Genomic DNA, 25605 nt, shown 5'->3' with positions numbered 1-25605 from the left:
TGTTGCTTACACTTTGAAAACAGCTGCTTTCTCCTTCAAATCCTGTGAGGAAAGTGAAAGCTTCTCCGCAAGCGTGCGCAAATCATCGGAAATATCATTTTGCTTAACTGAAAGCTCGCTCATATGTTCCATTTTCCCATTCACTTCTGAAGACGTCGTCAATAGCTTGTCTACTGCAGACACGATATGAGACATGCCTGTTGTAATTTCACTAATTGCCGTAGAAATCTCGCTCACTTGATCTGACAGCATGCTGCTTTGTGATTCCAATGCTTGGAATGTGCTGCTTGCGGTTTCGGATGCTTGACGAGTCGTGTTAATAACATTCGCGAAGCTGCCGATCGTGCGGCTGCTTGCTGCCACATCGCTTTGTATGAGTGTCAGCTCCTTCGTGATCTGCTTCGAGATCATATCGGTCTGACTGGACAGCTTGCGGATCTCATCAGCGACAACTGCGAACCCTCTGCCATGCTCACCCGCTCTTGCCGATTCAATGGATGCGTTCAGTGACAACAAATTCGTCTGTGTGTTCAAATCCTGAATGCCGTTCAAAAACTTAGCTACATTGTTATATCGTTCATTCATCGTTTCGAAAGCTTCAGTTAGCTTTGAGAACTGGTCTACTGTTTCATTTACCATCGAGACCACGCCAGCCATCTGCTGCGTGCCGTTATGAGATGATTGCTTCATATTTTGCATATCATTGTTTATGTATTCACTCGACGCAGCAATTTGCTGAGAGCTTGCTGAGATTTCTTCCGTAACTGCCGAAATGGATGAAGCATCGTCATACTGCGACAGCAACACTTTTCTGCCCAGCTCCACTTGGCCATTTACATCCTCTGATGCTTTTCGATTAATACCAATCATATTATCCATATTATTCGAAATGTGGAGCACAGATTCGCTCACTTCAAGCGTAGCTTTAATCGTTTCTCGCAGCTGATCGCCCATATTAGCCAAAGCGTGGTCAAGATCGCCAAATTCGTCAGAGCGAACGAGTTTTTCTTGACTTGTAAAATCATTATTGCCATACTGCTTAATTCTTTTTGTAATGCCTACAAGTCCTGTTCTAATCGATTGTGAGATGACAAAAATCATAATAGCAGGAAGAATAGCTAGCAAAATGACATTTATAAGCACAATAAGGTTCGCACTGGATATGTCTTTATCGAGAAGCTTCTGCGTCGCGTTAGCGTCTGCGGTCAAACGCTCGTGCATTGTATCGTTGGAATAACTTAGAATGACGGTATATACGCTTATTAGATTGCTTATGCGGAGCGATTTCTCATCTGATGATAATCCACTCACATCTGTATTCGTCACTTTCAAGTTATCTAATGCAAGCTTAAGAACATTAACCTGATTCGCATAATAAGGACCATCTTCCGTTGCAGGCGGATATTTCTTATCCATATCGATAAGCTGTTTCTCTAATTCATCGATGTTGGCAGGCATCGTTTCCAAATCCTTCATGATCAGCGTTGCATCGCTTTTGCCATTTTCAATGGCATCTACCATTAGAAGCATCACTTTCAGCAGCCTATTCGATATACCTTGATAATTGCGTTCAGCACGCTGCAATTCCTCTGAGCCTTCGACTGAGGTTGCTACTGAATGATTTTGAAAATAAATCAAAACGCCCGAGCCTACATTAAAAAGTGTGATGATTGCGGTAACAAGCAATAATTTGCTCGTTATTTTCTTCAAACTCAATTTCTTAAACAGTATTTTTGCTCTCTCTATCCTATCCTTAAAAACCATCCTGCTTGCTCTCTCCTCTGTCTCCTGAAAACAAAAAAAGCTATCCAGCCACAGGAGGCGGACAGCTCAGTTAGCTTATTATCCTTCCGGCGGTCTGGCAGCCATAGTGCGTACACCTTAGGCCCATAACTTTGCGTCCTTGTCTTTCAACAAGTTTGCCTTTTTCAGTTTGTCTATTTTGTAGTTTACAACTTAAACCAGTATAGGACTATTTAGTGAATTTGTCATCCCTTGAACCATATTTATTCTGTGGCTAAAAATAAGGTTGCATTGCAATAACGCCTTGCTAACGAATGAAAATAGGAGGTTTGGATGGAAATAACCGCAACGAGCAAAATATTTCGCACCGCTTCCCATTGTTTTTCCGTTAAATTCGGCAATCTGCTTGCAAATTGATTCGCTGAAGAGCGAATGACATGCTCTGTCAATAAATCTTGATGCGGATTTTCCTTCAAATGACCGGAAATGTCGAGCAGTTGATCGTTATTCGCATCTAGCTCCTCAAACATACTGGTATAAGATGCATATAATTCAATAGGCCCAACTAAATCGTCTGCTTCATCCTCTGGTTTCTTGAATACGATCTCAAAAAGCTTGCGTATTGATTCAAAATCAAGATTTGACTTTAAATCATCAATAATGAATAATAACGCAGCTTGGTTCAGAGAATATTTTTTCCCAGCTTTCGGACAATCGAAATAAGGTTTGAAATCTCGCTTTACCCAGTTTTGCATGGAGGTAATCGACAGATTCGAATATTCGATTAGTTGGCCCAACGCAGCAATTTCATGTAGTGAAAAGCCTTTAATCTCATTTCCTTTAATGAGCTTTTCAATAATTGGAGGCAGCAGCGTAGACATAAATGCAGGCAGTCCCGTGCCTTTCTCCAAGTCACATTGATGCGTTTTGGTCCATGCGGCTTGCAGCACTTGCAGTGGCTTCAAATTATACTTTCCGTCCAGAGCCAGCAGCAAGCAAGCCATCTCTTTTCGAGTAAGCGTAAAGGACTCCATATCGCTTCCTCCTCGCGCATTCGTCTTGCATTCCTATATTACAAGTTCATATGAACTCATCATATGCCGGAGAATGACGCTTGTAAAGGCTCGAAAATCAATGAGAATAAGCCTTTCATTCTCGTTAAATCGCTTTTAAAGCGCGTATAAGGCTGTTACCGTTGGATATGGCATTTGTCATATCATGTAATCATTCGTTATAGTAGATCATAAGAATAAAAAAAATATAAACATAAAAGGGTAGTGAAAAACGAAAATGGGTATAGGATTCAATTTATTCATGATTGCTCTTCTTATTTTATTAACTGCTTTTTTCGTCGCAACGGAGTTCGCCATCATCAGACTTCGCTCCAGTCGGATCGATCAGTTAGTGCTTGAGGGCCGGAAGAACGCACTTGCCGTTCAACGGGTTACGAGTAATCTGGATGCCTACTTGTCAGCCTGTCAATTAGGTATTACTATTACAGCGCTCGGGCTGGGCTGGCTGGGAGAACCGACAGTTGAAAAAATGCTTTTACCCTTGTTTGAACGTTTTGCTATTAACGATGACATCAGTCATATTCTATCCTTTTTAATCGCATTTATTTCAGTCACATTCCTGCATGTTGTTGTCGGGGAGCTTGCACCAAAAACGTGGGCGATCCAGAAAGCTGAATTTATTAGCTTCTTAACAGCAAAACCGATTATTTTATTCCACAAAATTTTATATCCTTTCATTTGGTTGCTAAATGGCTCGGCTAACGCTTTGGTTCGCTTGTTCGGATTGAAACCAGCTACAGAGCATGAAGAAGCACACTCGGAAGAAGAAATTCAAATTATTCTTAACGAGAGCTACCAAAGCGGAAAGATTAACAATACAGAATACGGATATGTAAGCCGCATTTTCGCTTTTGACGAATTGCTGGCCAAAGAAATTATGGTGCCCCGCACCGATATGATTTGTTTGTATACAAACAAATCATTAGCTGAGAACATGGAAATTATTCGCAAGGAACAATATACGCGTTTCCCGGTTGCACTTGAGAGCAAGGATAACATCGTCGGCATGATTAACACGAAGCAGCTTTTCCTAGAATATGAATCTGATCGTGATTTGGATTTCAAAAAGCTTGTTCATCCTGTACTGAGCGTTTCCGAGGTTACGCCAGTCAAAATGCTTCTAAAGCGAATGCAATTAGAACGTGTTCACATCGCTATTCTCGTCGATGAATACGGCGGTACTTCCGGACTAATTACAATTGAAGATATTTTGGAAGAAATCGTTGGTGAAATTCGTGATGAATTTGATGCTGACGAACGCAAGGAAATCGAACAGTTGGCCGATAACTGCTATCTTCTCGATGGTAAAGTATCACTTAGCGAGTTGAGCGATCTAACCGGCATGAACTTCGAGGAAGAGGATGTGGATACAGTCGGCGGCTGGTTGTACAGTCAAGTGACCGATCCAAAACCAGGCAAAGAGCACTTTTACGAAAATTATAAATTTATCATTCGTGAGACGAGCAAAAACCGGATTCGCAAGGTCGAAATGCTAATTGAGCAAAATCAAGAAGCCGTTGAAGGCGAAACCGCATAACGATAGGTTAACAAGAAAGAAGCAGCCTTTGCTCACTGCATAGGCTGCTTCTTTTTTGTTATGTCTTTATAACAAGCTGAAAATATGAACGATACGATCAAGCAGCCACTCATCCGTGTGGTCTATCGCCTCTTCTACAGAACATGGACCCGGCACGAGCGAGAAGCCTGCACGAAGACCAAGCTCCGACGTGTATGCTGAACTCGCATCAATTGACCCGCAAACGGCGATTACAGGGATGCGCTGCCCCCGAGCGGCATCACATATCGCCTTGATCACCTTGCCTGATCCCGTTTGGCTGTCTAATCTCCCTTCGCCTGTCAAAATCCAATCAGCGCCAACAATATGCTCCTCAAATCCAATTCTATCCATTACAAGTTTTGCTCCAGCGTGCATAGCGGCGTCAAAAAAAGCTAAAAGTGCTGCACCTGTTCCTCCTGCCGCTCCGCTGCCTGGCAAATTCGCCACATCAATCCCAGTATGCTTGGATATACATTCAGCAAAATGAGCTAATGCAAGGTCAAGCTGCTTGACTGCTTCTGACGATGCTCCCTTCTGAGGACCGTAAACCAAAGAAGCTCCATGCTCCCCGCACAATGGATTACTTACATCGCCAGCAATAATGAAGCTGCTTTCGCGAATGCTCGAATGGAAACCAGCATCATCAATCGATGCAAGCTTCGACAAATGAACGCCTCCAAGCGGCAGCTCTGCTCCACTTTCATCTAACAGCTTCATTCCGAGCGCCTGCAGCATGCCCGATCCGGCATCATTGGTCGCGCTGCCTCCTAAGCAAATAATAAATTGACGATAACCAGAACCGAGTGCATGCCGAATCAATTCACCGGTGCCAAATGTTGAAGCGATAAGCGGATTTTTCTCTTCACTCTTGAGCAAAGCAAGACCAGATGCTTCAGCAAGCTCAATAACCGCGGTTTGGCCATCTCCCAGTACGCCATATCTTGCATGAATGCTTCGGCTGAGCGGATCGTGAACAGGAACCTCGATAAAACTCCCGCCTGTAGCTTGTACCAAAATCTCCATCGTACCTTCACCGCCATCAGCCATTGGGAGCTGTACGATTTCAGCATGTGGATGTACTGTGCGAATGCCTGCTTCCATTGTGCTAGCAATTTGAAATGCGCTGCTTGACCCCTTAAACGCATCCGGTGCAATAACGATTTTCACCCTAATCATCCTTTCAGAAAAAAAATTAAAAAAACACTTGCAATTATTTCAGTTTATATGCGATAATACATCTTGTGTTTAGCGAATACATCTTGCCGTTGTAGCTCAACTGGTAGAGCAACTGACTTGTAATCAGTAGGTTGGGGGTTCAAGTCCTCTCGACGGCACCATCTTTTCCCGGGACGTAGCTCAGCTTGGTAGAGCACCTGGTTTGGGACCAGGGGGTCGCATGTTCAAATCGTGTCGTCCCGACCATCCTAAAAATAAAGAATTGAATATACATAAAAGAAAGAAGCTTGAGCAATCAAGCTTCTTTTCTTTTATATTTGATCGCCTAAATTTTGCAACAGCTCGGCGAGCTCGTCAAACCCAGCATCAAGCGCATAATCCTCAGCTGTATATCCTGTTTCATCAACTTTCAACGGATCAGCCCCTGCTTTTAGCAAAAGTTCCGCTCCCTCTATGTCACCATTTTTTGCTGCGGTCATTAGCGGTGTCCATCCGGTACTATCCTGTAAATTCGGATTAGCTCCTTCATCCAGCAATAACGCTACCATCTCTATGCTTTCATTATACAACGCTATCGTTAATGCCGTTTCTTCATAACTTTGCTCAATCACATTCAATTGCGCTCCCGCATCTATCAAAGAAGAAGCGATAGCTGTTTCATTTAGCTGGGCTGCCCACATTAGCGCTGTCCACCCTTCATCGTCTGCTGCATTCGGATTTCCTCCAGCATTAAGCAGAGATTTAACGAGCTCCAAATCAGCCTCTGAAGCTGCACCAAGCATTTGATCATCGGTTGGCGGCCCATCAAGAGAAGACATGAAGGTATCAATCGATTTCGAGAAGGTCACTCCGATCGTAACAGATCCCCCGAGAACAAGAATAACAGCCAAAACGATGATAAGTGCTATTCGCGAAGAGGATGTCTTAAAAATGATATTCGATGAGATGCCTGCATATTGCTGAATCGCGTAGATACGCTTCGGCAGGGGCGGGTGAGTCGATAGCTTCTCAGCCAGCCATACAAATAAACCTTTCTCATAGCTGCTTTGCAGCAAATATTCCTCACGGTCTACCCGTTTGTAGAGCGTTTTGCCGATCGCTAATATCGTTAAACCATTCATTGCGGCTTCAGCATCATTGGTGTAATAAGCAGCCATACGGTCGCATGTATATTCGCAAGCCCGCGAGTATGCTTCACCAAGAAATGGAAGCCATAACGCCGGCAATATGAGCAGCTGCTTCGACAAATGATTTCGTTTGATGTGGGCGAGCTCGTGTGAAATGACAAAAGTGAGCTCTTTTTCCCCACCCGCCTGAATCATTTCGAACAAATCGGAATAAAGCACCACCATATTGCGGCCAAAAAAGCGCGAAGCAAACGCATTTAATATCCCGCTCGACTCCATGACATAGAGATCAGGTACAACAGTAAAGCCCATCCGCTCACACTGTGCCTGGGCAATTGCGAACACTTCCGGGAATTGTCTCGGCGTGATCCGAACGCCATTGGTTCGAATGCTTGCCATCATAATCGCTTGAGCGAATAAGGGCAGGAGTATAAGAATCGGTAGGATGAAAATGAAAATAATAGAAATAAACAGACATAAATAAATGAAAACACTAAAGATAAGCGCAAGAACGAAGTAACGATTCTCTTTCTTATGTATGAGCGACGTTTCTAAATCAATTGCATTCAATAAATGGCATCCCCTTCTAAAATAATACCCACATTATACACGATTTCCCAAAGTTATTATACAACCTTCAGCATAACAAAAAAACTCATCTGCAATTTAGGATAGCAAATGAGTTTCTTTCAGTGAATGACATCTAGCTTTGCTCAAGAAACTGATATACAGCCATCATTTCTTGTTTATTCAACTCACGAATGCGATTGAAAATTGGAATATCAGCCACTGCCTCAATATTTGAGCTGTCTTTAACAACATCACTTACTTTGCCGGTCAGCCATGTTTGCACGTCTATGCCTTCAACAATTTCCTTAAGCCCTTCATCATTGATGCCACTTGCATAACAGCTAACACATGGTACCGATAATTTGAACACGCCATCATGGAGCCCATCTTCCGAAATTACTCTTTTCCCTTTGCAGAATGGACATGGCTGGCTAGCTTTAATTTTATTTATTAAGGTGACAATTTTTTTGTAACCAAACACTTCATAGACATAGGTCAGTTTTTTGTATTTACCATTAGTGAAATACTTATCAATGATCGTTTCTCTCGTTTCGGTGATATTGGCAAAATCACAGACGGTGATCCGATTATTAATACTGATGGATTCGATACTGTTGCTAATACGGCCCCAGAACGGCAGCACATTTTGCAAGACCATTTCGTAGTGGGAAAAGCTCGCAACCTCTAGTTCAAGCATTTTCAGCGCAGCTTGCGTCTCCCTAGGCAATAGAGAAACCTCTTCCGTCAAAAGCATATCGCCCCCGACAATCGCTTTCATTTTGTCTAGAACCTGTAGATTTCCAACGGTTTTAATGACTTGATCAAGAGGCTGCTGAATAATCTCACGAATATCCGTCTCGCCAAACTTTAGCTTTTTATGATGCTTTAATACCGTTCCTAGACAAATTGGGCAAGTAATCAATTTTTTGGATTCTTTTATACGCTCTTTGATCTCCGATTTCGATACCACCATATACATCCCAATGATGTGATTAAAGCCTTCCCAAGTCCTTGATGCCTTGCCTACTTTATCATAGAATGACTTTTCCCAATATCCGTACAAAAAAGTATGCTTTTCTGCGTCTGTCATCTCTGCATAACTTTTGCTTATATCCTGGCCGAGCTCATTTTTAATCTCTTCAAAAATAAATTTTATTTTTGGGAATTGATAAAACTTCAAAATATCCATCACATCTGGATGCAATAAGCCATCCCAGAATGGCGCGGTTTTGTCCTGAATAACAATATCAAAATCAAATTTTTCAATTACACGGCGGCCCGAGCAGCATGGGCAATGATTGCCTTGATTATAGAAATCGAAGCTATTCGTATCTTTATTGGTTGGATGTGCCGCCACAATATGGTTGATTAAGCCGCCAATTTCGTAGAGAAAAGTATATTGGCTGTACAAGTGGCGTTCCAAATCAATGGCGATGACGGGTGCAATGGTATCCGATTCATATTCGCCATAAATGAGACGAGCCATGGATGATAAGCTTTTTAAGATGCCGCCTTTATAAACGTTTTCTGCATTTTTAAAATAGGTAATCTGGTTTTCTTTTAAATAATTTACGCCATTTTTTTGATCTAGTGTTGAAGGAATATGGAAAGGAGCAGCTTTATCTTCATGGTTTTGTTCCCGGTAATAATCATCATGACTGACCACATCAAGATGCTCCACGGGTGCAAGCTGTCTTTTGCCAAAATCAACGATAAAATCAGAGCTTTCCAGCATATACGAATTATGTTCAATCATGATTATAGAGACGGATTCATCCTGAAGAATGACCCTCACACTATCAATGAATTGATTCAAAATATTTTGTGATAACCCTTTTGATGGCTCGTCAAAAATAAATAGCGTATTCGGGTTTCTGGAGCCCGCAAACAACTCAGAAACTAAATGAACACATTGAAATTCACCCGTTGATAAGGATTGTGTTTTTCTCTCCAACGTCAAATAACCAAGTCCTAGCTTGATCAATAAGCTCAAGCGTTTATGAGCGATGTCTTCATTTGGCAGCTCAACAATAATATCTTCAATCGAGCGCTGAAAAATATCATCAATATCATCACTATATTTTGTAAGCTTCTTTTTAATATCTAGAAAAGTGGCAACGGTTGACCGGCTAGTGATCGATTGGTTTCGATCTTGCCCAACCATAACCAGCTTATCCTTCGGATAGCGCTTCACAAAATCTTTGGACATGCACTCATTAACAAGTGTGGATTTGCCACAGCCTGACTCGCCTGTAAATGTGACAAGTCTATTTTTAGGAATCTGAATTTCACTGATTTGAATATTCCGGCAGTGAAGATCAAGAAATTGATAATATTCTGTTGGTGCTGCCTCGTTTCGTTCCCCGTGGATTGGCTTTGGACGTGGTGATTCTTCCACTATTTTTCCGCCGTATTTACCGCTGCCAGGGCCAAAAAACAAATGCTTATCCGCTGTGTCCAGCACCGTGTCAGAATGGTCAATGAGCCAAATTTGATTTTTAACTCCCAATTGTTTAATCTCAGCTAAAATTTTCAATAACGTTTGATGATCAAGACCTACGGAAATTTCGTCGATAATAATAACCGTATTCTCACTTGTAGCCATAAATTCAGCCAAGTAGAGCCGAGTTACTTCTCCACCTGACAATGTTCCCATAATTCGATTTAACGTTAAGTAACCAATATTCATATTGATTATATTTTTTAAAATGTTTTGTTTACCTTCACTAATCTTTAGAACTTCTGCTAGTGAATAAATTGTTTCCACACTGAAGTCGTTGATGTCCGATACACTCTGTGCTTGATCCAATAACTCAAATTTATATTGTTCAACTTCTTGATTGTAACGTTTCCCCATACATTTTTTACATTCGATATTTTTAGTTGTTCCGCGGCCTTTACAGTCTGGACACCAGCCTAATTCATTATTAAAAGAAAAAACTTCTGGAGAAAGATTATACTTTTCAGCAAGAGCAACTCGAATTTCAGTAAACACGCCAGTATGCGTACCAATAGTTGAACGAGGATTTGAAGAAATGGATGATCGACCTAGAAAAAGGACAAGCGGCATTTCCTCCATCTTAATGGCACTGAAATTGGTTTCCATAATAGTAGGAAATAGATACTGATACTCCGCCTTTGGCAATAAGGAAACGAGACGTTTCTTCGACTCTTCACCAATGGTTTGAGAAAAAGTTGTTTTTCCAGATCCAGATAAACCAGCTATGCCTAACGATTTATCTACTGGCAGTACTTCATCTAATTTGTTAATATTGTTCGCAATTAATTGCTTTATTTTCATTGTGATCTCCTCTCCAATCTCTAAAAATTTGTCTCTGTATATGATAAAAGCAAGCTTCTACAGCCAACCTGCTATGTTTGCTCATTTAAAATGATTTCAAAAGGCATCTTATCAAAAAGAAAGAGCACAATTCTTACTGCGGAATTGCGCCCTATTTTTTAAAAATGATTCATTTGTATTGATGAATTAAGTTTGGTACTGAAAACTGGCATCATGAAAGTTGAAAAATCATATTACAGTTCGGCTAACACTTTTCCAAGCTGATTGCCCTTGTAAGTCCAAGCAGATTTAGCTCCCTCAATTGCTCCCGGACGGGCTTTTGTTTCTTCACTAAATCCAGTTTGGTCGAGGTGTAGGTGAACCGTTCCATCTGAACCTTCTTTTAAAGTCCATGTAATTGTCGTATTTTCTCCGGCACTTATCCAAGTGTAAGATAATGTATGAGGCTCGTCCACTATAAGCACTTCGCAATCTACAATGYCGTTCCACCATTCGGAAGGCTCCGTTTTGAACTGAAATTTATGTCCAACGACCGGTTCAAAATCATTATTCCAAATCCATTTCGCAAGCGTATCTGAATCCGTTAGAGCATTCCACACTTGGTCGATTGAGCTTGTAAATTGATAATCTAATGATACATCTGGTTTCATTTCTTTTCCTCCAATATAAGTTTTAATTTATCTATTCTTTCATTCCAGAAACCTTCATAAAAAGATACCCAATCTTTTATTTCTTTCAACGGATTAGCATTCAATCGATATCTCGTTTCTCTGCCAACCTTTTGAGCAATGACGAGATCGGCATCTTTCAGGATTGCCAAATGCTTGGAAACCGCTGTTCGACCCATTTGAAAATGAACCGTTATCTCATGTAGGGGCAAGTCTTCAACTTCTGCCAACAATTGAATTAGTTTTCGCCTTGTTGGATCGGCAACAGCGTCGTAAACATCCCTCATTTGACCTTTATCGTTCAAAACCACCCCCACCTTTTCATTATTATTTACTGTAATGTTGCCGATTAAACGACATAACAGCTTATTAAGACACCTTTTGGAGTCATATTGATTATAGGACACCAAAAAGTGTCCTGTCAAGTTTCTTGCTCATCCACTATGTGGCCTTTAAATCTTACTTTGTTAGTTTAACAGAGTACCCTGCTTACACAAAAAAGACTCTTCAGCCGCTTAGCTAAAGAGTCTCTCCTTCTATCTCTTCTTATCTAAAGTTTAGTTTATCATTACAACTAATGATCCGATTCATCCCATTTTTTCGAATAGGCTTTTTTTGTAACCCAAAGTGTCAGCCATGTGAGCAATACAACGATAATACCCGAAAAAATCCATACACCTGCAGGAACGTTCATCTATATGTACCCCCTCTTTGTCTACTCCCTCTATTTTACAAGATCCCATTCGATTATTTTCAACAGATCCGTTAACAAATTCGTAACTTTTCTAATCATAAATCATCATGGACGGAGTAGCAAATAACGGATTACACTTCATGAATTAACCTCTATGGTGAACGATAATATCGATCGGATAACGACCAGCATTGCGTCCGTAAAGCGTCAAACCGCCTTGTTCAGCTTCGAGCTGAAGCTTAAAGCTGCGATTTTTGTTCAGCTTAGCAGTCAATGCACTAGGTAAAATAACTTTGCAGAGATAACCGTATGATCCTGCATCCTCCAGCTTGTTAGAAACCGCTTGATAGTGCCAAGACAGAACGCCACGGCTATCCGCTGGATCATCTCTCAACACAATCGTATCAACTAGCTGTCCATCAATGAGAACATTCAGCTTAGCTTCATGGCGATCCGAATCCGTCATAAAATATGAGTTTATGTTGTACTCAGGATCTGACAGCGCACCATGCATAAAGGAAATGTCCAGCTTTTTCTGAATGCTTTCCTCAAGATCACGTTTTAGCAGACGCTTGGAGCCCGCTTCAAAAAACAGTTCAATATCATAAATCATCGTTTGCTCCGAAATGGATGGCAGCTGTACATCATACGTAAATTGTCCTGCAATTCCGCCATTCACTTTCTGATTCTGCAACGAATTCCAGCTATGCGGCCACTCGCTATCGGTGAAGCTTGCAACCGGTACGCTTATCGTTTGGCCGTCAACCTCATATTTCCCATTGGTTTGACCGCTGCGAACGTCGAAAGTAACGAAGTTGCGTGTAATCGTTTTGCCTTCGGAAGACAAGAGACGTACTGCAATTACCGCAACCGCATCCTGCTGAGGCATTTTCAAGGAAAGCGGCTGCAATGCACTCACGCCGAATCCGTTCCAGTCAATGATTTCGTGTCCTGATTGTGCGACAGTACGTACACCAAAATGATCATACGACAGCTCCCACGCCAGCTGAAGCGCTTGACCATGATAACGATCCGAGAAGCTGGAACGCAAAAGCTCCAATGTAACCTGTGCGCCTGTATCCAGCGTTTGACAAGGAGGTGCATCAATAACGATAAAATCTGGCGAGTGCAAATCTGCGATCGTCATGCCGGGAACGAACCACTCGTAGCCAAAATGCTTGTCGGTGCCGTCCAAACGGTAATAACCGTTAAACTCATTTACAACATCGCGGAACTCCGTAAATACGAAACCGCACATTTTATCATGACGGCGGAATTCATTCATCATATAGCGGTAATGCCAAGCTAAGTCGCTATCTCCTGCTCCGCCTTCGATCCCCCACACATTGCCGCATTCGCTGTTCATTAATGGTGCATCTGATTGTACATTGCCCGCAGTATAGTTAAAGGTAGAACCTACGAACGTTTGATCAACGACCTCTGTTACATGGTTGCGTAGCTCATTGTAGCCATTAATGTAGAAATGCCAAGTGTTAATATCAGACTCCACATGATCATAGTTACATGGTGAGTTATCTTCAACTATACGGGTTGGATCAACCTGTTTGGCCCAACGATAGATGGAACGAACCCACTCCTGCGTTTGCGGCAAATAATTTTGCGGATGTGATGCATCTGTTGTTAGTGACGCGGATTCACTTTCCGTTTTCAAGCCCAATGTCTCATTAAACATGACCCAAGAGAAAATCGACGGGTGATTGTAGTCACGATCAATAATTTCACGCGCTTCACTCTCGTAAGCAAGCCGTGCCTGCTCATCCGGGTCCCCCCAGAAGCATGGCATATCCTCCATCACGAGAATTCCAAGTTTGTCGGCCCAGTAAAGCTTGCGCGGCTCTTCCGGCTTTATGTGAATCCGAACAAAGTTCAATCCTAAACGTTTTAAAAGGAAAATTTCATCATGCATTTCTTGATCGGACGGGTACGTGAAAAATCCGGTTGGATGGAAGGATTGATCCAACGTTCCATTCAAATAAACAGGTTTGCCATTCAACATAATCCAGCGATAATTCCGATCACCTACAAGTGCAGTTGAAATTTCACGAATACCAAAATAAGTGCTTATAACATCCGACTGACCATTGCTGGATAGGGAAACTTCGCCTTCATATAAGAAAGGAGATTCTGGACTCCACAGCTTAGGATCTGCCACTACAAATGAAGTGCTGATCGTATTGACTCCTTCTGTCAGCTCTGCTTCGAATTGATGTGATACAGCACCCTCTGCAAACAAGAAGGAAAGCTGAGCATGACCTGCGCGGCTTGCTATCACTCTAGTCGTAACTTGTATAGTACCGTCCAATTTTGTATTAAACTTCGAATCCTGTACATAGTTTTGAGGACGAGCCTCCAGCCATACGGGCTGCCAAATGCCGCGAATTTCTCCATAACCTTGCTTGCCACGGCCTTGGAATGAATGATCAAAATCTTCAACACGAACCGTAATCGAGTTTGTGCTGTCGATTGACCAAACGTCTGTTACATCAAATTCGAAATGGCCATATCCGCCTTCATGCGAACCAATGGAGATCCCATTTACCCATACGTCGGACTTAAAATCGACTGCTCCAAAGCGAAGGATTACTCGCGCATCAGCTAGCTCTGGTGTCCAATCCACTTCCTTATCATACCAAGCGATGCCTTTATCATTGCTTCCGATTCCCGACAACGGGCTTGACCAGGAGAAAGGAACAGTAATTTCCGACTTTAAGGATTGACCTTTCGATTTATGCCAATCTGCACCGATGCCACGATTCTCATGGTCAAATTCAAAGGACCATGCTCCATTCAAATTCAACCATTCCGAGCGCTGCCAATCTGGCCGAGGATACTCAGCTCGAGGGATGTTCACTTGTGATGCATGTACCGTATTTAAAGACATTATTAATCACACTGCCTCTCCATTGATATTTTGATGACGTTCATAAGATTAATTAATAAGTTAATAATAAACTGAAATAACGACCATTTCGTAACAAGAATACGTCTTCATTAACTTGTTTGTCAACTATTACTTTGAAAACCCGTGATAAACCTATTATATAGTTAACTATTAAGTTACTCTAATATATGGTGAATCCTCATTGAAATCAAAAAAAGGAAGTTGGCCTTAGCCAAGCTCCCTCCAAATATAATGTTAAAGCTTTCTGATCTGACCGATAAATATCTCGGAAGTCAACCATCTCCGGAATATAAGAAATAACATAACTGACGGCAGGCTTGTCAATGCTCCAAGCTGCAGCATTAATGTACTGTCCATTTCTCCTCCTGAGCTTGCTAACTGTACTAATTTCATTATCGGTGTTTGCAGCTCCATATTAGAAATATAAATTAACGCTGGTAAGTATGAGTTCCATAATACGACGAAATGGAGCACGCCAAGCGCAAGCAGTGGCTTCCATATTTTTGGGATAAACAGAGTGAAAAACGTATGCAGTTCCCCTTTTCCCGATAGCTCGGCCTCAGTCTTTAAGTCGGCGTATCTACTGTTGAAAATACTTTTGAGAACAAAAACCGCCGCTAAATTAAAAAAGCCGAATATCATTTGCGGAATAATCGTATTGACCATTTCCAGGCTCCGAACGAATAGGTACTCATTAATCATCCCGCTTCCCATCGAAATGACGATAAGCAGAAACAACTTATACCAGCTGCGCCCTGGCAAATGTTTGACAGTCAGCGGATAAGCCAGTGTGACAGTCATCAATAAAAATATAATTACAGCAACAAAGTTAACGACTGAATAAGAAAAAACGTTCCAGAACGATATGAAGCTCCACACCGATTGCCTTGCTTCTCCGGCTCCAGTAAACGGATAGATGAACAGCATATACAGTAAAAAAATGACAACGATTGAATATAAGCAAGCTGTCACAATCCCAATTATGCTGCGTCCATTATTCGTTGTTTTAATGTCAGCTGCACCAGTGTGATTACTGAATAATTGCTTTAAAAACAGTCTTTTTACAATGAAATAAGCGATGATCGTAAAGAGCAGTTGAACCGCAAACTGAAAAATGCCCACAGCAGCGGAAGGACTTACGTTCATCATCAAAAAACCTAGTTGAAAAATATAAGCGTCAAGCGTCTCTCCTGTCTTCGATACCAAGGGATTCAGCAAGCTTCTAATGAGCTCATAGTCCGTGGACATGATGGCAGACAGCTGCAGCACCATAAAAGCGGCTACCGCTTTCAGTGCTGGAATCACATTCATTACAAGGTAGCTATTCCCGAAGCCTGCAAGCCCCGTTTCTTGCCGGTTCACTGAAGCATGCTTCGAGGCTATAGCTGCAAGCGCGATGATGATCGGAATACCGCATGTTTTTAACACTTCAACGAATACAATGATCGGCCGAAATAATGTCTCATCACCCAAAATCAGAGTCCCCGAGGTTAGAAAGGGAGATGTGCTTATCGAAAGTATATAAATGAAAATATACACAAAAACAATAGAAGGAATGAAAAAAGGAATAAGAAATAAAGACGAGAACAGCCCCCTCAACCACTTGTAACGAATATTGCTCAGAGCAAGCGCCAGAAGGAATGCGATACAACCGCTAGCGAGTATATAACCCGTTTTGATAACAAATGTATTTACAATTACCCTTCGGAAGTTCTCATCGTTAAACAATTGGGCAAAATGATTAAAGCCTACCCACGAACTCTCAAATAGGCCAACAAAAACTTTGTAGTCGACAACCGATAGAATTATACCGTTAGCAAATGGAAGCAGCTTAAAAATCAATATGAGCATAAGAGCGGGAATGACGATCAAGTAATGCAGCTTGAACTTCCATATTCTCTGAGGAAGACTGTCTGGATCATGTAATTGGTTATGTAGATTGCTTTGGGCATTAGGCGGTTGATGCTCCATAATAATCCCCTTTCTTTTTCCGTAATTTTACTAAATTATAATGATTTAGTTGTATGTTGTATAGCTTCAATATCGCTCATTTTCGCTGTAGCTTTTGATTATTCGCCTGTTCTTGTATAATAATCCGATATAAATGGACGCAGTAAGGGAGTTGTATAATGTCTAATCGTAAATGGAACATAGGCATTGCCATTCTGTTTATTGTATTTTCCAGCCTTCTGCTAAGCTTCTTTCTCTCCACGCTTCGGATAAAGGATCTGCTGCAGCCAATTCTCTCAAGCGAGGTAAGCCAGAAACCTCCTTATCACATTGTCCTCATCTCCCAAGAAATCGATAATCCATATTGGCGATCAATTGAACGAGGTGCAAAAGATGCAGCGGTTGAATTTGGGATGGAGCTTGAATATACAGGACCGTTTCGCATTAATCCCGCGGAGCAAATGAAGCTGCTGGAGAAAGCTATTGCAGCCAAAGCTGATGCGCTGCTCGTACAGGGGCTTAACGACCCGCAGTATATCGGATTAATTAATAAAGCGATTAGCTATGGCATTCCTGTCTTAACGATTGATACAGATGCTCCGAACAGCCGCAGGCTCTCTTATGTCGGCACAAACAATTTCGATGCAGGCAAAGTTATGGGTGAATTGGTTGCCGAAGCGGCTGGAAACCATGGGCAAATCGCCGCTTTAATCGGAAACGAGCAAGCCCCCAATCAGCAGCTGCGGCTTGCTGGATTTCGAGAGGTTATTTCACGTTACCCCGAGCTGAAACTTGTCGAGGTGCGCTCCTCAAACATTTCACGCCTCCAAGCATCAGGTGAAACAGAGGAACTGCTTCAGCACTATCCACAGCTGAATGTAATGGTCGGATTAAGCGCACTCGATGCGATCGGCATCGCGGAGACCACTGAACGCATTCGGCCAAAAGGCCTGCAAATTTTTGCATTTGATGCGCTCGATGAAACTCTGGAGCTTATTCGCAGTGGAATCATCCATTCAACCATTGTCCAGCAGCCTTACGACATGGGCAATAAAGCTGTATCGCAGTTGAACGATTACCTCCATGGCAAGGAGCTTCCTGTGCAGCATTTTACGAAAATATCGGTACAAGGCCAGAAGCCCTTCGTTCAAGAAAATGGAGAAACTAGCCCATGACCATTCGGACTAAGCTGCTCATTTTCATCCCATTACTCGTTCTCCTCATTAATTTGGTTACGTTCTTTTTATTTCAAAGTGGAAAGATGGTTCAGCAAAGCTATAATCAAATGATCGATCGTATCCTTTTGTACAACCAGTCCTCCAAGGTTGTAGAGAACAACTTAAGTACGCTGCATAGCTATTTGCTTAATCCAGACGACAGCAATAAAAAGCGATATGATCATAGTCGAGTGGAACTTCAGGATCTGCGCTTGCTGCTCCAAGAAAAGTCGAATGTTTCCATATCTTCCTCCACTATTACTAGCTACGTTCATCTGTTAGATACTTTTTTGGAGCAGCAGCAAGACGCTTTCATTGCAGCTTCTGCCGAAAGGTCGAAGGTGTCGCTCACTCAATACGAGAATGCGGAAAGGACAGCAAGCTTCATACAAGAGGACAGCCAGCAGCTGGTTGAATTGGAGTTAAACATTTATGAACCTGTATATGAGCAGATTCAAGCTGAAAATAAACGCATGTATTTGCTCGGTGCCGCCGTCTTCATAACGAACACCCTGCTGAGCATTTTACTTGCCATATGGATTTCACGCAGCATTACTGGACCTGTAAGCAGTCTTGTCTCACGTGCGAAGCAGATCTCCAAGGGACATCTAAAGCAAAGCTCAAACGAGCTGCAAGCCAAGGATGAGCTTGGCGTATTATCAGGCGCATTCGAGCAAATGTCGAGCGACCTCCTCGAATTGATGGAGCGGGATAAAGAAAGCCTGGAGAAGGATCGACTCGTTAAGGAATTAGAGCTGCAAGCGCTGCAAAGCCAAATTAATCCGCATTTTCTCTTTAATACGCTTAATGTATTATCCAAGCTAGCGCTCATTGAAGGGGCCGAGAAAACAAGTGATCTCATTATTTCGATGTCCAATTTACTGAGATATAACTTGCGCAATCTGGAGCATGCGGTCACGCTCAGAGATGAGGTAGCACATGTAGAGGAGTACTTCACCATTCAACAAGCACGCTTTCGCGACCGCATTCAGCTGGTGAAGGATATCGACCCATCTGCATTGTTATTTCACATCCCTGCGCTCACGCTTCAACCCATCGTAGAAAACGCCTTTGTTCATGGCATTGAACGTATGGAGAATGGAGCGAAGATTCGCCTTGAAATAAAGCATGATCAACATCATGTACGTATCTCCATATCCGACAATGGCAGCGGAATGACTGAAGAGATTCGAGTTTCGCTGCTCCGAATGGAAGCTGGCGCATTCACCGAACAATCAACAGGCCTTGGCACAAAAAATGTGTTTAAGCGCCTCCAACTATTTTATGGTCTACATGGATTAGTCGATATTGAAAGCGAACGGGGTAAAGGAACGACAGTCACAATCCGAATACCTGTTAGAGAGGACGGTGAAAACATACATGTACCGACTGTTAATCGCGGATGATGAAGCACTTGAGCGGGAAGGCTTGGAATTGATCATTGAACGAATGCTTCCGAATACCTTTCAAATAATCCATGCCGAGAATGGACGTGTCGCGATAGAAAAAGCAGAGGAATATCGCCCCCATATCGTACTTATGGATGTCAATATGCCCGGCATTCAAGGTTTAGAAGCAATCCGCGAAATCAAGCATACCTTGCCGGATGTGAAGTTCGTCATGGTGACCGCTTATGATTATTTTGCATATGCCAAAGAAGCCCTTTCTCTCGAAGTGAAAGAGTATTTAGTCAAGCCTGCCAAACGCGAGCATATCATACATACGCTTCAGCAGCTCATACAGGAACTCGAGCTTGAGAAGAGGAAACGCTCGGACGAACTAGAGCTGCGGCATAAAGTTTCTCAATTAATGCCTTTAGCAGAAAATGAACTCGCTATGATGTTTATGGTCGATCATGTTACAAATACCGATATCGAGCAATTATCAGAATGGCTCAGCTTTCCACTAGGACAAGGCTGTGCGATCGTGATCGCATTTCCCGAGCATGTCAAAGCTAATCGTAAGCAAAAAGTTTACGATACGATTAGAAGTTTTATCAAATCATCTTTAACGAATAGTGTTGTAAGCTCCTTAATTGATCGCCATATGGCTATCTTCATCAATCATGATAAATCTGTTGTGGACGCAGATTGGAAGGCAGCCGGAACCGCTTTAGGTGAAGAACTATGCACGATCGCAGCACGTCAGCTTGAGGTTGACATCTTAGTCGGAATCGGAAAAACGCGCTCGGGTGTTGAGGGTTTGCGCAAATCCTATTTTGAGGCTGTATTTGCCTCCAATTATTATGAGCAATGCGGCAAGATATGCCACTTTGATGAATTGATACATGGTGCAGTCCCTTCACTGAATCGTGATAACAAGCAGCATGAACATGTGGAAGCTATACCTGAAGCGTATGTTATCTCAGCAATGCAGCGCATTCGAGAGCAGCGGGAGCAGCAAACCCAATCCGTGCTAGACCGTGCACAACGTTTTATTCAGGACAACTATACAAAGGACCTCTCACTCGAAGAAGTAGCCGAATCCGTTCATCTAAACCCACACTATTTCAGTAAAATATTTAAGCAGCAAGTAGGCACAACCTTTATCGAATATGTCACTGCCCTTCGTATCGAAAAGGCGAAAGCGTTAATGGCAACTGGAAAACTGAGTTTAAAGGAAGTTTGCTTCGAGGTCGGTTATAATGATCCAAACTATTTCAGCCGTGTCTTTAAAAAAGTGACTGGTGTTCCCCCCTCCGACTACCGGGGATAAAAAAATGAGCAAAAAAGTAAAGTCCATGCTGCAACGACATGGACTTTTTTGTGCTGGGATGACAACAAAATGCTAGTTCTCTTTATTCGTTTCCCTATGCTTGCAATGTCTAAAATAAATGCGGGAACAACACTCATTAATGCAGGTTTTTACGAGCGGATTCGCTCTTTTTGCATGCTATAATAAAGTTCGTTTTCACGCAGGAAAGGTTTTTGACAGAGAGGAGAAACGGAAATGGAAATGCCGATTACTAACAAAAATGAACAAGTAAGCATGAAATTTGTGACGCTTGTTTCCATTGTTTCCGCTCTTGGCGGATTATTATTCGGATTCGATACAGCAGTCGTATCAGGTGCTGTCGGTTTTATGGAGGATCGATTCGACTTATCAAAGCTACAAGTGGGATGGGCTGTATCGAGCTTAATTATTGGCTGTATTGTTGGCGCGGCTATGTCTGGTATTTTGGGAGACCGCTTCGGACGTAAAAAGGTACTTATTGCTGCCGCGATTCTATTTATTATCAGCTCGATTGGCTCAGCTGTTCCGGATACTTTTTCCGCGTTTATTGTGGCTCGGATTATTGGTGGAATCGGAATCGGAATTACCTCTACGTTATGCCCGCTTTACAATGCCGAAATTGCACCTGCAAAATATCGCGGCAGACTTGTTGCACTTAACCAACTCGCCATCGTTACAGGCATCTTTCTTACTTATTTCGTAAACCTATGGATTTCCAGATCAGGTGACGAAGCATGGGGCATCGCCTCCGCTTGGCGCTGGATGTTCGGAGTTGGCGCTATACCTGGTTTGTTATTTATGATTTTGCTATTTTTTGTGCCCGAGAGCCCAAGATGGCTGATCAAGCAAGGGCGCGCAGCGGCAGCTCTTCCGATCTTATTGCGTATTCACGGCGAAGAGCTCGCCAAAAAAGAAGTGATCGATATTAAGCATTCGTTCGAGCAAGAGAGCGGTTCGATTCGGCAGCTATTCTCTCCAGGGCTTCGGATTGCTTTAATTGTAGGAGTTGGACTTGCTGTGCTCCAACAGGTGACAGGCATCAACGCCGTCATGTATTATGCGCCAGAAATTTTCAAAGCAACAGGCGCAGGAACAAACGCTTCATTGATCCAAACGATTTTGGTCGGCTTTATCAACTTATTGTTCACCCTCGTTGCTCTATGGCTCATTGATAAAGTAGGACGCAAAGCGCTTCTGCTCGTTGGTTCGGCTTCCATGTCGATTTGTTTGATTGTTATAGGCATCGCTTTTCAAACGGGACATGCAGCAGGTCCACTCGTGCTTATTTTTATTTTATTGTATGTGGCTTCATTTGCTATTTCGCTTGGACCAGTCGTATGGGTCATCATGTCTGAGATCTTTCCTAACCGTATTCGCGGAAAAGCGACGGCTATTGCTGCAATGGCGCTCTGGGCAGCGGATTATCTCGTTTCACAGTCGTTCCCACCTATGCTTAGCTCTACAGGACCTGCCGCTACGTTCTGGATTTATGGTGGCATGGCCTTGCTCGCCTTCTTGTTTACATGGCGTGTTGTACCGGAAACCAAAGGAAAATCACTTGAAGAAATTGAAGCTTTGTGGGTGAAGTAATATCTCTGTATAATGGGTTTAGGTTATAAATCTATTTATAGGAGATAAACAAATGGACTTCCGACTAGATTTAATTGAAAATAAGATCGAATTTTTTGAAGCTTACGATTTGAAGACGCTGGAGCGCAAGATTGATCAGCAGATCGAAAATAATAAAGGCTTGCTGCTGGAAGTGTTCCACGTCAGCCATCATGCTGTTTTTAATCCTAAAATCGAAAAGATGCTTTATAGTGCGGTTGTTCACTTTAAAGCGAAGAAATAGCGCTATAAAGGCATACAAATCCTCCCGACTCCAACAGTCGAGAGGATTTTTTTAAAATATAGGAAAGTATATCATTTTCTCATACTTATCTTATATTTCACCATCAAAGCTACACAGCGTCTAAAGGACGACGAAGGCGTTTTTGATTGTTACGCGCTTAAAAAGCTCTAAGTCAAATCTCCGTCAAACGTATAATAGTCGAGATGCGGCATCTCGTCCTATCCCATTAAATAAAGCTCTTTAATGAAGGAGGACGCCTCACCATGCTGTGCTGCTCGTATGCATAAGTGAGTTTAATGAGCATCGGCTCCTCGAAAGCTCTCGCAGCGAATGTCACACCAAACGGCACTCCTTTTGAAGTATAGCCAGCTGGGACGACAATCGATGGATAACCTGCACGCGATGTAATCCTTGCTCCAAAGTCAGCAGGAAAAAGCAGCGCGTCAAGCTGATGCTCCTTCATCGTCGCATCTATTCCCTCTTCCTTGCATAAACGGAGATCTGCAATCCGATCTCGAAGATATGGAAGCTCAGTCTGCGTACCTGAAGTCGTCGTTTCTGCTAGCAGCAGAGTGGACTGTCCATACTTCAAGGTTTCAACCGGATGCTCGTTATTAAAAGCAATAATGTCTTTGAGCGAGCGAATTTTGCCGTTTGGAGGCAGCTTGGACAAATAAGCGTTTATCGAGGATTTGAATTCATTCAGCACTACCGATGAATAAACGATTTGCCTAGCAGTTCTTACATCAGCCGGGTCAATGATGACCGCGCCTTGTTTTCTCATCACCTCTACTGCTTCGTTAAATATGGCTAGCTGCTCGTCCGTTAATTCCTCAAAAAAATAATCTCTAGGAATGCCAATTCGTGCACCCCCAAGACCTTTCGGATCAAGGAAAACACGATAATCCTTATGTTTTTTAAAGTACCCCGCACCCATTGCAGCATCCCTGTCATCATGCTCCGTTATAGCGTTTAATACGATCACTGCATCCGTTACGGTTCTTGCCATTGGTCCCGCAGTATCCTGTGAGTTCGAGAGTGGTAATATGCCTGATCGGCTCACCAGTCCAACGGTCGGCTTAATGCCCACGGTTGAGCTTAAATTGCCTGGATTTAAGATCGATCCTGAGGTTTCCGTGCCAATCGAAGCCATACAAAAATTACAAGCCACCGCGACGCCTGAACCAGCGCTTGATCCGCCTGTCGGCGTAGATATGTTGTAAGGATTAAGAACTTGGCCGCCCCGCGAGCTATAGCCAGACGGCATTCCATCTGTCATAAAGTTAGCAAACTCCGTCATATTCACTTTCCCTAATATAATGGCCCCCGCTTCGCGCAGCCTTTTTACAATAAAAGCATCTACTCCCGCATAGGAATTGGCAAGCGCAAGCGAGCCAGCGCTCGTATGCATGTTATCCCCTGTATTAATATTATCCTTGAGCATGATGGGGATGCCGTGAAGCGGACCTCTTGGGCCTTGGACAGCTCGTTCGCTGTCTAATGCAGAAGCTATAAATAAAGCATCGGGGTTAAGCTCAAGCACCGAATTTATCGTGAGTCCATCTTTATCATGCGCTGCAATTCGGTCAAAATAAAATAGTACAAGTTCGCGAGATGTGATCTCGCCAGATTCCAAAGCGGCTTGAATGGACGAAATGGTTGCCTCTACGATTTCCATGCCTCTTATACCCCTCATCAACCCGAATATGTACGATATGAGCCTAGTATATACTATTTTTTGGTAATGAACATCATTGATAAAGGCAAGCTAACGAGCTTAGACTAGAAATATTGCAGACAAGGAATGATTTTCATTAGAAAAGAAACAATAATAACGATTGATTCCATAAAGAAGCTGGCAATACCTTTATAATCTCCACACTCAAACCATCACTTCAACAATCCGCTCCCTTTTAGCAGCTTTCTTCAGTATGATAGAGACATAGCACAAATTCACACATAACCGCCTACTTGGAGGAATGAATGACTATGACGATGCTGATGAGCAGAATTGTACTTGGAATAGGAGGTTTGGCAGTCCTTTTTATCGGTTTACTTACCGTGATTAGTTATTATTTCTATTATGTGGCAATCAAACGAAACTCAAAAGCATTTTTAAGCAATAATCAGGATTTAGCGCAAATTCACGGAGAAAAGGAAACGGATGATCAAGCTGCCATTGCGTTAGCAGACGAAACTGGTCCAACACCGGTTGAGGCTATAGGGGTAGAATGGATAGAAAAACAAGCTTATGAAATTTGGCACCTTACTTCAATTGACGGTCTCTCCTTGGTTGGCTATTACCTTGAAGCCAAAACTTTGACGTCCAAAACCGTCATTCTTGCACACGGCTATTCCTCGCAAGGGAAAGATATGGGCAGTTTTGCTAAATTTTATTATGACAAGCTGGGTTACAATGTACTGATGCCCGATGATCGAGGGCATGGCGATAGTGAAGGCGATTACATCGGCTTCGGCTGGCCAGATCGGAAGGATTATCTCCTTTGGATAGACGAGGTCGTACAGAAACTTGGTGAATCGGTGCAAATCGTGCTGCACGGCATTTCGATGGGTGGAGCGACTGTGATGATGGTAAGCGGTGAAAACGTTCCAAAACAAGTCAAGGTCATTGTGGAGGACTGCGGCTATACGTCCGTTACCGATCAGCTCTCTTATCAACTAAAGCGGATGTACAAGCTGCCTGCTTTTCCGATTTTGCCTGCAACTAGCTTATTAACCCGCCTTAAAGCAGGTTATAGCTTCGAGGAGGCATCTGCAATCAAGCAGCTGGATAAAAATAAGCTGCCCATGTTCTTTATTCATGGTTCCGCCGATACTTTTGTACCTACAGAAATGGTGTGGAGGCTTTATGAAGCTTGTAAAGCTGACAAAGATATTTATATCGCCGAGGGTGCTGGTCACGGCATGTCCTATGGTACGGATACAACAGCCTATGAACAAAAAGTGGCGGCATTTCTCAGTCGATATGTTATGAATGGATAGTGTCTAAATGATTCTTT

At 42.6% G+C, this 25605-nt stretch carries 17 protein-coding genes, 2 tRNA genes and 1 riboswitch; of the genes, 9 read left to right on the top strand and 10 right to left on the bottom strand.

All coding sequences use genetic code 11. The features are described 5' to 3' along the window. Positions 1-6: 6 nt before the first annotated feature. Together AB4Z50_RS24015 and AB4Z50_RS24010 are read right to left on the bottom strand one after the other, a co-directional pair. Entirely contained in the window at positions 7-1710 is a 1704-nt protein-coding gene (locus tag AB4Z50_RS24015; protein WP_441882915.1) for a methyl-accepting chemotaxis protein, read from the bottom strand. A gap of 139 nt (positions 1711-1849) precedes the next feature. After that, a riboswitch (cyclic di-GMP riboswitch) is annotated at positions 1850-1934 on the bottom strand. 72 nt (positions 1935-2006) lie between these two features. After that, positions 2007-2777 (bottom strand): DUF1836 domain-containing protein, encoded by a 771-nt coding sequence (locus AB4Z50_RS24010; RefSeq protein WP_339208676.1) that lies wholly within the window; start codon positions 2775-2777, stop codon positions 2007-2009. Positions 2778-3033: 256 nt separating this feature from the next. Between AB4Z50_RS24010 and AB4Z50_RS24005 the strand changes: the two genes are divergently transcribed. After that, on the top strand, positions 3034-4353 hold the full coding sequence (locus AB4Z50_RS24005; protein ID WP_076268110.1) for a hemolysin family protein: 1320 nt from the start codon (positions 3034-3036) through the stop codon (positions 4351-4353). A gap of 66 nt (positions 4354-4419) precedes the next feature. Here AB4Z50_RS24005 and AB4Z50_RS24000 read toward each other — a convergent pair whose 3' ends face one another. Beyond that, positions 4420-5541 (bottom strand): glycerate kinase, encoded by a 1122-nt coding sequence (locus AB4Z50_RS24000; protein WP_441882913.1) that lies wholly within the window; start codon positions 5539-5541, stop codon positions 4420-4422. Positions 5542-5635: 94 nt separating this feature from the next. Here AB4Z50_RS24000 and AB4Z50_RS23995 point away from each other — a divergent pair. Both AB4Z50_RS23995 and AB4Z50_RS23990 read left to right on the top strand, forming a co-directional pair. Further along, a tRNA-Thr gene (locus AB4Z50_RS23995) sits at positions 5636-5711 on the top strand. 8 nt (positions 5712-5719) lie between these two features. Next, a tRNA-Pro gene (locus AB4Z50_RS23990) sits at positions 5720-5796 on the top strand. Positions 5797-5861: 65 nt separating this feature from the next. Here the strand turns inward: AB4Z50_RS23990 and AB4Z50_RS23985 are convergent. The 6 genes from AB4Z50_RS23985 to AB4Z50_RS23960 all read right to left on the bottom strand — a co-directional run bounded on the left by AB4Z50_RS23985 (position 5862) and on the right by AB4Z50_RS23960 (position 16804). After that, positions 5862-7247, bottom strand: coding sequence for a M48 family metallopeptidase (locus AB4Z50_RS23985; RefSeq protein WP_441882911.1), 1386 nt, complete (start codon positions 7245-7247; stop codon positions 5862-5864). Between the two features lie 133 nt (positions 7248-7380). Next, positions 7381-10548 (bottom strand): ATP-binding cassette domain-containing protein, encoded by a 3168-nt coding sequence (locus tag AB4Z50_RS23980; protein ID WP_441882909.1) that lies wholly within the window; start codon positions 10546-10548, stop codon positions 7381-7383. 233 nt (positions 10549-10781) lie between these two features. Then, positions 10782-11198 carry an SRPBCC family protein gene (locus AB4Z50_RS23975; RefSeq protein ID WP_441882907.1) on the bottom strand — a complete coding sequence of 139 codons (417 nt, stop codon included), beginning with the start codon at positions 11196-11198 and terminating at the stop codon, positions 10782-10784. Continuing rightward, on the bottom strand, positions 11195-11503 hold the full coding sequence (locus AB4Z50_RS23970; protein ID WP_372238995.1) for an ArsR/SmtB family transcription factor: 309 nt from the start codon (positions 11501-11503) through the stop codon (positions 11195-11197). The genes AB4Z50_RS23975 and AB4Z50_RS23970 overlap by 4 nt, the downstream gene beginning before the upstream one ends. A 552-nt stretch (positions 11504-12055) precedes the next feature. Then, positions 12056-14812, bottom strand: a complete 2757-nt coding sequence (locus tag AB4Z50_RS23965) for a glycoside hydrolase family 2 protein (protein WP_441882906.1) — start codon at positions 14810-14812, stop codon at positions 12056-12058. A 255-nt stretch (positions 14813-15067) separates the two neighbouring features. Then, on the bottom strand, positions 15068-16804 hold the full coding sequence (locus AB4Z50_RS23960) for a hypothetical protein (protein ID WP_441882905.1): 1737 nt from the start codon (positions 16802-16804) through the stop codon (positions 15068-15070). Positions 16805-16962: 158 nt separating this feature from the next. Here AB4Z50_RS23960 and AB4Z50_RS23955 point away from each other — a divergent pair, with 158 nt between their 5' ends. The 5 genes from AB4Z50_RS23955 (at position 16963) to AB4Z50_RS23935 (ending at position 22585) form a co-directional block, all read left to right on the top strand. Further along, positions 16963-17958, top strand: coding sequence for a sugar-binding protein (locus AB4Z50_RS23955; RefSeq protein ID WP_441882903.1), 996 nt, complete (start codon positions 16963-16965; stop codon positions 17956-17958). After that, entirely contained in the window at positions 17955-19406 is a 1452-nt protein-coding gene (locus tag AB4Z50_RS23950) for a sensor histidine kinase (RefSeq protein WP_441882901.1), read from the top strand. Before AB4Z50_RS23955 ends, AB4Z50_RS23950 begins: the two co-directional genes overlap by 4 nt. After that, complete coding sequence (locus AB4Z50_RS23945; RefSeq protein WP_441882899.1) at positions 19381-20715, top strand: AraC family transcriptional regulator; 1335 nt, start codon at positions 19381-19383, stop codon at positions 20713-20715. Before AB4Z50_RS23950 ends, AB4Z50_RS23945 begins: the two co-directional genes overlap by 26 nt. Positions 20716-20949: 234 nt before the next feature. Beyond that, positions 20950-22323 carry a sugar porter family MFS transporter gene (locus tag AB4Z50_RS23940; RefSeq protein ID WP_441882897.1) on the top strand — a complete coding sequence of 458 codons (1374 nt, stop codon included), beginning with the start codon at positions 20950-20952 and terminating at the stop codon, positions 22321-22323. Between the two features lie 52 nt (positions 22324-22375). After that, positions 22376-22585, top strand: coding sequence for a YrzA family protein (locus AB4Z50_RS23935; RefSeq protein ID WP_139997791.1), 210 nt, complete (start codon positions 22376-22378; stop codon positions 22583-22585). A gap of 226 nt (positions 22586-22811) precedes the next feature. On the opposite strand, the gene AB4Z50_RS23930 is transcribed toward AB4Z50_RS23935, so the two are convergent. Then, entirely contained in the window at positions 22812-24263 is a 1452-nt protein-coding gene (locus AB4Z50_RS23930; RefSeq protein ID WP_441882895.1) for an amidase family protein, read from the bottom strand. Positions 24264-24568: 305 nt separating this feature from the next. On the opposite strand from AB4Z50_RS23930, the gene AB4Z50_RS23925 reads away from it, so the two are divergent. Then, on the top strand, positions 24569-25588 hold the full coding sequence (locus AB4Z50_RS23925; protein ID WP_441882893.1) for an alpha/beta hydrolase: 1020 nt from the start codon (positions 24569-24571) through the stop codon (positions 25586-25588). The last annotated feature ends 17 nt before the right edge of the window (positions 25589-25605 follow it).

The sequence above is a fragment of the Paenibacillus sp. 2TAB26 genome, from assembly GCF_052115145.1.
Lineage (GTDB): Bacteria > Bacillota > Bacilli > Paenibacillales > Paenibacillaceae > Pristimantibacillus.
Note: the sequence above shows the minus strand (reverse complement) of the source record. Positions and strands in the feature narration are given on the sequence as shown.